This is a genomic window from Perlabentimonas gracilis, assembly GCF_011174675.1.
Classification (GTDB): domain Bacteria; phylum Bacteroidota; class Bacteroidia; order Bacteroidales; family Tenuifilaceae; genus Perlabentimonas; species Perlabentimonas gracilis.
In genome coordinates this window covers 80,886-87,041 of record NZ_JAANIG010000017.1, presented here as the reverse complement: position 1 = coordinate 87,041, position 6,156 = coordinate 80,886, and the positions used below count along the sequence as shown (strand labels likewise).

5 protein-coding genes are annotated in these 6,156 nt (G+C 42.5%); all 5 read right to left on the bottom strand.

The features are described from left to right. Nucleotides 1–205: 205 nt before the first annotated feature. The 5 genes from G8O23_RS09315 to G8O23_RS09295 all read right to left on the bottom strand — a co-directional run bounded on the left by G8O23_RS09315 (nucleotide 206) and on the right by G8O23_RS09295 (nucleotide 6,126). Complete coding sequence (locus G8O23_RS09315) at nucleotides 206–1,516, bottom strand: hypothetical protein (protein WP_166364071.1); 1,311 nt, start codon at nucleotides 1,514–1,516, stop codon at nucleotides 206–208. Between the two features lie 11 nt (nucleotides 1,517–1,527). Further along, entirely contained in the window at nucleotides 1,528–2,646 is a 1,119-nt protein-coding gene (locus tag G8O23_RS09310; RefSeq protein WP_166364069.1) for an ATP-binding response regulator, read from the bottom strand. Between the two features lie 107 nt (nucleotides 2,647–2,753). Continuing rightward, nucleotides 2,754–4,538 carry a Cache 3/Cache 2 fusion domain-containing protein gene (locus G8O23_RS09305; protein ID WP_166364067.1) on the bottom strand — a complete coding sequence of 595 codons (1,785 nt, stop codon included), beginning with the start codon at nucleotides 4,536–4,538 and terminating at the stop codon, nucleotides 2,754–2,756. Between the two features lie 157 nt (nucleotides 4,539–4,695). Then, entirely contained in the window at nucleotides 4,696–5,193 is a 498-nt protein-coding gene (locus G8O23_RS09300) for a response regulator (RefSeq protein WP_166364065.1), read from the bottom strand. Between the two features lie 171 nt (nucleotides 5,194–5,364). After that, nucleotides 5,365–6,126: a hypothetical protein gene (locus G8O23_RS09295; protein WP_166364063.1), complete on the bottom strand. Its 762-nt coding sequence runs from the start codon at nucleotides 6,124–6,126 to the stop codon at nucleotides 5,365–5,367. Between the last annotated feature and the right edge of the window lie 30 nt (nucleotides 6,127–6,156).

Below are 6,156 nucleotides of genomic sequence, written 5' to 3'. Positions count from 1 at the left end.
AGAAGGCAAATAATGAATTTGGTGCTAGTTCAAGTGAAATTCTAAAACGACAAGACTTTATAAATAAAAAAGAGGGTGCCAGTTTATGGACACCCTCTTACAGCGTAACAGCCTGTCATTTCGAGCGAAGCGAGAAATCTATCACATTATTATCATTTTACAAAATACTTAGTCGGACACTAATGAAAAAAACTAGCAATGGCAACTACTTCCTTTTCATGGTAAACTTTCCTTTCTGAATTTGCACAACTTCCCAGCCTTCGTTAAGCATTAGGTTGTAATCTGCTTCATCAATACTGCCCAATTTTGCTGATGTTGGTGCAGCAAGTATAAATAGCTGCCAATCGTTCGTGCGGAAAATACCGTTCTTAACCTCGGCAACGCCCCACTCTCCAGTTAGGCGCATAGTTTTGTATACAACACCATTATCAATTGGCACTAACTTTTCCTGAGGGTTAAAGCTGAACTGTATCTTATCATTCTTTATTAGAAGTATATCGCCCTGGGTAAACTTTTGCTTGTATTCGGCAATAAGAGCTTCTTGAGTCTCAAATCTGGCTACTTCATTTTCAATCATCTCATGAGCACCATACTTGTCTACAATTAAATCTACAGAAGCTTTTAGTGCAGATGTATCGGCAGATATTATACCCGGCAGCAAAGAAACTCCAATTTTGGGTATGGAGTTACCCCTTTTCACCCTAACAAGCCAATTTTTATCAAGTTGTTCAAGAACTAAACCGTAGGCTGGACCAGTAAGGTATGCAAACGAATTTGCTAGGCCCTCCTTATCTAATGCCAATTCCAGCTGCTTTGCAACAATTTTTCGAGATATACTGGATTCTAATCCGCATAGCTTAAAGCCGGTGTACTCGGGCATTCCCTCGTGAATTTCGAATAGATCTTCGTTATTATCTGGAAAAACTGATTGCCTGTAGGCTCTAACAGTTAATGCATTCTGTAAATGCTCAAGTAAATCTCCATAAGCATTCAAAGCACTTATCAAGGCCAAAAACTCTAGCTTTAGCAGAACACTCCCCTGCAACTCATCAAGATAGAAGTTCTTGGTCATTACGGGTTGAATTCCAATCTCCTCCTGAATTCGGTGCCAACTCTCGTGGAGAAGAAGCTTACGCCTCGAGTACCTATCGTTCGTTGGAATAGCATCCCAGTTTACCATAGTCCAACCCTTTCCGTTCCAACTGAACGATGTATTGGCAATATTAATATCGTTGGGTAATTGGCCAACGTAAACACCCTTTTTGAATGTGAGAAGCCCCTTGGTATCGGGCTCGTTGGCAATAATAAGTCTGCTTTGGGGAACTACTAACATGGTAGCACCATACAGTTGAACACCCCACATTATGCCATTATCAATCCTGCACAGCGAGTCCAGCTCGTTGAAGTAGGATAAGGCCATACCTAACCTTTCAGAATCTTTGGCCTGCCCACGGGCAAAATTTACTAATACTGTTAGCAACAAAAAGCATAAGGCTATTAGAATAATCTTTTTCATAAATGGTTCTGTTAGAATGGTAGTCGCACGGTGAACTTCGATCCCACATCGGGGGTGCTTTGCACCTCCACAGTACCGTTGTACAGCTCAATCATCTTCTTAGCAATGGAAAGGCCTAAGCCACTACCTGTGATATTACGGGTTTGAGTATTCTTTATGCGGACAAACTCCTGAAAGAGAAGTTTTTGATCGTCATCGCTAATGCCAATGCCGGTATCCTCCACAGCAATTTCGAAGAAATCGGGATCCTTTCTGATGGTAACATACACCTCTCCCCCATCCTTGTTGTACTTTACCGCGTTGGAAACAAAATTATTGAGGATAATCTCTACCTCATGGCTATCGGCCTTATAGAACGAGTTCTCCTCGGCATCGAGATGCACCTTAACATTCTTTTGGATGGCCAGAGGTTCAACGGTATCTATCACGCGCTTGGCAATTTCGTGTAGGTCGAGACTTCTGATGTCACGACTCTTTTTGCCCGTTTCGATTCGTGTGAGGTCGAGCAGATCTAGGATCAGGGTTCGCATCCCCTTAAGGCGCTCCACGGAGCGCTCGAGCATCACCTTGTAGTCGTCGATAGAATCGCCAGCCTGCTTCTCGAGCATAATCTTTATATAACCCTCCACAGCGTTGATAGGTGATTTGAGTTCATGCGACAGTACCGAAAGGAACTGGAATTGATTCTGCTGCCCCTCGGCCCGCATCTGGCGGGTCATCCGTTTCAGAAATAAATTCTTGGTGATACTCTCGATGGATGTGCGCAGCTCCTGCGGGGTAAATGGCTTTGGCACAAAGCTAAATGCCCCCATATTGGTGGCCTTTACGGCCAACTCGAGCGATGCGTAGGAGGTTATCATCATCACCGAGATATCGTAATCCTTATTCTTCACGTACTCCAGCACCTCAATGCCATCTATTCCAGGCAGCTTATTGTCGAGCAGCATTATATCGATGTGCTGGCTTTCAATTATTTCAATGGCCTTCTCACCGGTTTCGGCCTCAATAATATCGTAGGAGAATTCCTCCTCCATAAAAGGGTAGCCAACGCTAAAGTTGCGCAGGGCACGCTCAGCGCCAGTGCGGATTCCGGGCTCATCGTCGACTACAAGAAGTTTTAGTTGGCTCATGATTAGTTATCGGTTATCGGTTGTCTGTTGCTTGTCTATACTTTTATCGTAACTATAAACTGACGAAATAAGAGTAACATTCTTTATTGCGATGACGAGAATGTTCTTCAGCTCACCCTAGGGATTGTAAGCGTAAACGTGGTTCCCGTTTGACCCTTGTTGATATCGGTGTTGGTATCAATTTCAATCTTACCCTTATGCATCTTTACGATTCCGTAAACCAATGGAAGTCCAAGTCCGGTTCCTTTACCCATCTCTTTGGTTGTAAAGAAAGGGGTGAAAAGTTTATCCAAGTTTTCCTCAGCAATTCCAGTTCCAGAATCACTAAAACCAATTATTACATCTCGTTCTGTTCCAGATATATTTATGGTTAAGTTTCCTCCGTTGGGCATTGCCTCAATGGCATTCTTTTCGAGGTTGGTGAAAACCTGCATCATTTGCTCAGTATCGATCATTATTAGGGGATCATCAACGCTAGAGGTTACTTCGGTTTTCACGTTACTGGGTACCACAACAGACTCGAGACTTCTGTTTACAAATTCGTTTATATCAACCTCTTGGGGTTTCATCTTGCTCTTACGTGCAAAATTTAGTAGTCCACCCACAATATTTTTACAGCGATTGGCCTGCTCAACAATTAGCTCCACATCCTGAACCATGGGGTTGTCCTTATCGAGCTCCTCGAGAATAATATTGCTGTACATTGTAATTACCCCAAGGGGGTTATTGAGTTCATGGGCAATACCTGCTGATATTTGACCCATGGTGGCTAGCTTCTCCGATTGTTTTAGAGCAATCTCGGCCGAAGCAAGTTTTTTGTTGGAAATTTGTAGCGCTGTGAAGTAGCGATAAAGCTTATCGGTTGTAAAGAAATACAAAAACCCTAGTAGGAAAAGTATGGCTATTACCCCCACGGCCGATGCACCAATTATTGATTTTCTTATTAGCTCCCTGTTCTCTATATTCTTTACAATGGAGGCGGCAATAAACAGTTCAAATCGCTCAAAATATTTAAAGGCAATGGTTTTATCCTTGGAGTTGTAATGAAGGGGAAACAGCGCCTCCTTGTAATTCTCAATTTGACTCTGAAAAAAAGGATCGTCCCACGTATCGCCCTCCATGGTTGGGTGTATTATCATATGTCCACTCCTGTCGAATACAAAGGGATAACCACTTTTCCCTATTTTGAGCGTATACAGCAAGCGCTTAAGCTCTGCCAAATCCTTCTCCTTATCCCCCACGTAAATCATCCCAACCACCTCATTGTTGTACAAAACAGGCTCGTATGCCGTGGTATACCAGTCGTTTACAACATATGCACGGCCAAAATACCGTTCACCCTTATTAATCGATTCCACCACAGGAGAATCGTTGGGAATATATGTGCCAATGGCACGATTTCCGTCATCCTTAAGCACGTTGGTAGCCACTCTAACATATCCGCTATCAATTTTTTGGAAAATAGTAATGGTGCCACCCAGCTGCTCAAAGAGGTTATCAACCAGCTCGGTGTTACCAAGAAGTTTTTTACCATTGTGTACCCATTCCTTAACCCGGGTGGTATGGGTTACACCAGTTTTCTGATTTTCGACTTCAATGGGCACAGTGGAGCTAAGTATCCTTAGGTCGTAGCTATAAAACTGATGATTGGCAACCTTGAGATTGGTTTGAACATTCTTAAGCTTGAGCATGCTCTCGCGCTCAAACATCTTCGAGATGGTTTGCACCTCGAGCTTTAGGTTGTTCTCAATCTGCTCGTTAAAAGCATTGATTGATGTGTTGATGGACCAAATGGTCATTATGGTTACCACCGTAATGATGATAAGCGATACGGGCAGAAACAACCTAAGCCTAAGCGGAATTCGTATATTATTGAAGGGGTTAGATTTCATAAAGAACAATTTTGTTGCATTAAGCCCAATGGCGATTTGTTTTTACCACTTTGATGTGTGCTAGGAACATATCATACCTAAACAAAAAACCCTTTGCCACAGGTTACCATGCCAAAGGGTTTTACTGAAACCTTATACCTATATCCGAATGGACTATCTACTTAATGTGCTTTTCTATTTCGGGCAGAAGCTTGCTGGCATCAACAGGTTTGCGGATAAAACCCTTTACAGGGAACCAATGCGATTGGCCATCCTCGGCCTTGTAATCAATACCGGCGCTACCATCGTAGTTATTCTTTATGAGTAGCACCTGCAAATCTTTAAAGTTAGGATCCTGCCTATACTCACGGGCAACCGTTTGAATGCTGGCGTTTGATGTCATTAACACCTCTATTGACGACTGAATAAGGAAAGGGATATCCTTAAACTCGGGATTTTTTAGAATTTCTTGAGCTAGCTCAAACCCCTCGTAGTGAGTGGTCATCATCACATCCAGTATGGCAAGATTAGGCTTAACGCTGCGCAGCATCTCAATGCCTTCCTTTTTATTCATAGCTGAGTGTACCTCGTACCCCTGCTTGGTAAGAATGGTTTCGATAGCTGTAATTACATCAATATCGTCATCAACGATTAAAATCTTTTTTTTCGATTCCATAGCACTAGGTTTTGTTAAGTTAGTTGACCTACAATTAGTTAACCTTTGCTTTAAGTGTACACTAATTCTGATATCGCTATCTTAACATTAGCAAATGTAAGCTTTTAAAGCTAAATACCAATAGCTTAAATTGAATATTTGCAAATTTTTCAGTATGATTTATAACACAAACTACTCATCGAAACCAGGCCTAACAAAATCCATGGCACGGGGAAAGCGCGAAAGGATTTCGTTTTTTACTCTGGATAGAAGGGACAGGAACTTCAACGCATCATCCTCGAGCTGGGGTATAATCTCAAACGCCTTAACCCATGAAGCCATTGATCTATCGATAATTATAAGTGCCACCTTTGCTGTGCCCTGGGAGTCGTCGGGTAATTCGTCGTTGGGAGAATGTAGAAAAGCCCTAAAAGTTTTTGACGAGACAAGAATCATATAGTACTGAATAACCTCAAAAGCGTCGGCTAACTTACTACTGTTGGGTGATTGAATACCATCTAAAAGCTGATGCTTTTCTAACAAGCTATCGCGATTGGCTTTTATCCACTCCGCCAGGCTGGTTGAGTACTCTTTGGCCAGCTTAACGGCTCGTGCTTCCTTTGGATTATACTCCGAATCTGGTTCAATATTCTTTGCCATGCCCTCCAGCTCTTCGACATCAATTCCCATTTCCTCCATTTGCTCATTTAAAAGCTTTGCAGCTACGCTTAGCATGGTGCTTACATCCTCCCAAGTATTGTCAATTTGCTCGCTACCCTTCTCGCTACTCCTCATCCTATTCTCCATATGATACACAGTACATCGTGTTGCCAGCGGGCATCGCTCGCACCACCTATCGCAGTAGTTATAAATTCCCGGAACTATGTCGGGGTGTGATGCTATCTGCTTTAGAAACTTTGCTTCTTCATCAACCTTTCTGTGCTTATCACTCATAGTTTATGGTAAAAAAAAACCGACAGCAAG